The sequence below is a fragment of the Streptomyces bugieae genome (assembly GCF_036352915.1).
Classification (GTDB): Bacteria; Actinomycetota; Actinomycetes; order Streptomycetales; family Streptomycetaceae; genus Streptomyces; species Streptomyces endophytica.
In genome coordinates, this window is the sequence record NZ_JAZBJP010000168.1 from 1 (window position 1) to 445 (window position 445).

1 pseudogene is annotated in these 445 nt (G+C 76.0%); it reads left to right on the forward strand.

Annotation, left to right across the window (positions count from 1 at the left end):
- Window positions 1-219 (forward strand): annotated as a pseudogene (locus V2J85_RS40715) (transcriptional regulator); the annotation flags it as partial.
- Window positions 220-445 lie beyond the last annotated feature (226 nt).

Consider the following 445-nt stretch of genomic DNA (forward strand, 5'->3'; position numbering starts at 1 on the left):
GTGGTGCCGCTGGACCACCCGCCGCACGCCATGACCGCCATGCCGCCCCTGCACCTGCTGCGGGTCCCCGCCCCCGAGATCGGGGACCAGGCGGTGCTGGAGACCCCCGGCGTACGCGTCGACCTTGTCGACGACCCGGACGCCGTGATGGCCTACCGCATCCGGCTCGACGCGGCGTGCGCCGCCGCCCCGCCCCCCGGCACCCCGCTGCCGCTCTGAACCCGCGCAGCCCACTCCGGGATGCGGTGCGGGCCCGGGCCGTCCAGGGTGAGGGAGTGGTGCGGCAGCGGAGGGCCCAGTGGATTCCGGTCGGGGTCGTCATGCTGGCCGTCGTGATCGACCTGGTGACCCCGACCGACATCACGTCCGCACCCCTGCTCGCGACGGCGCCCGTCGCCGCCGCCCCCCTGCTGACCCCGCCGGGCATCATCGCGATCGGCGCTCT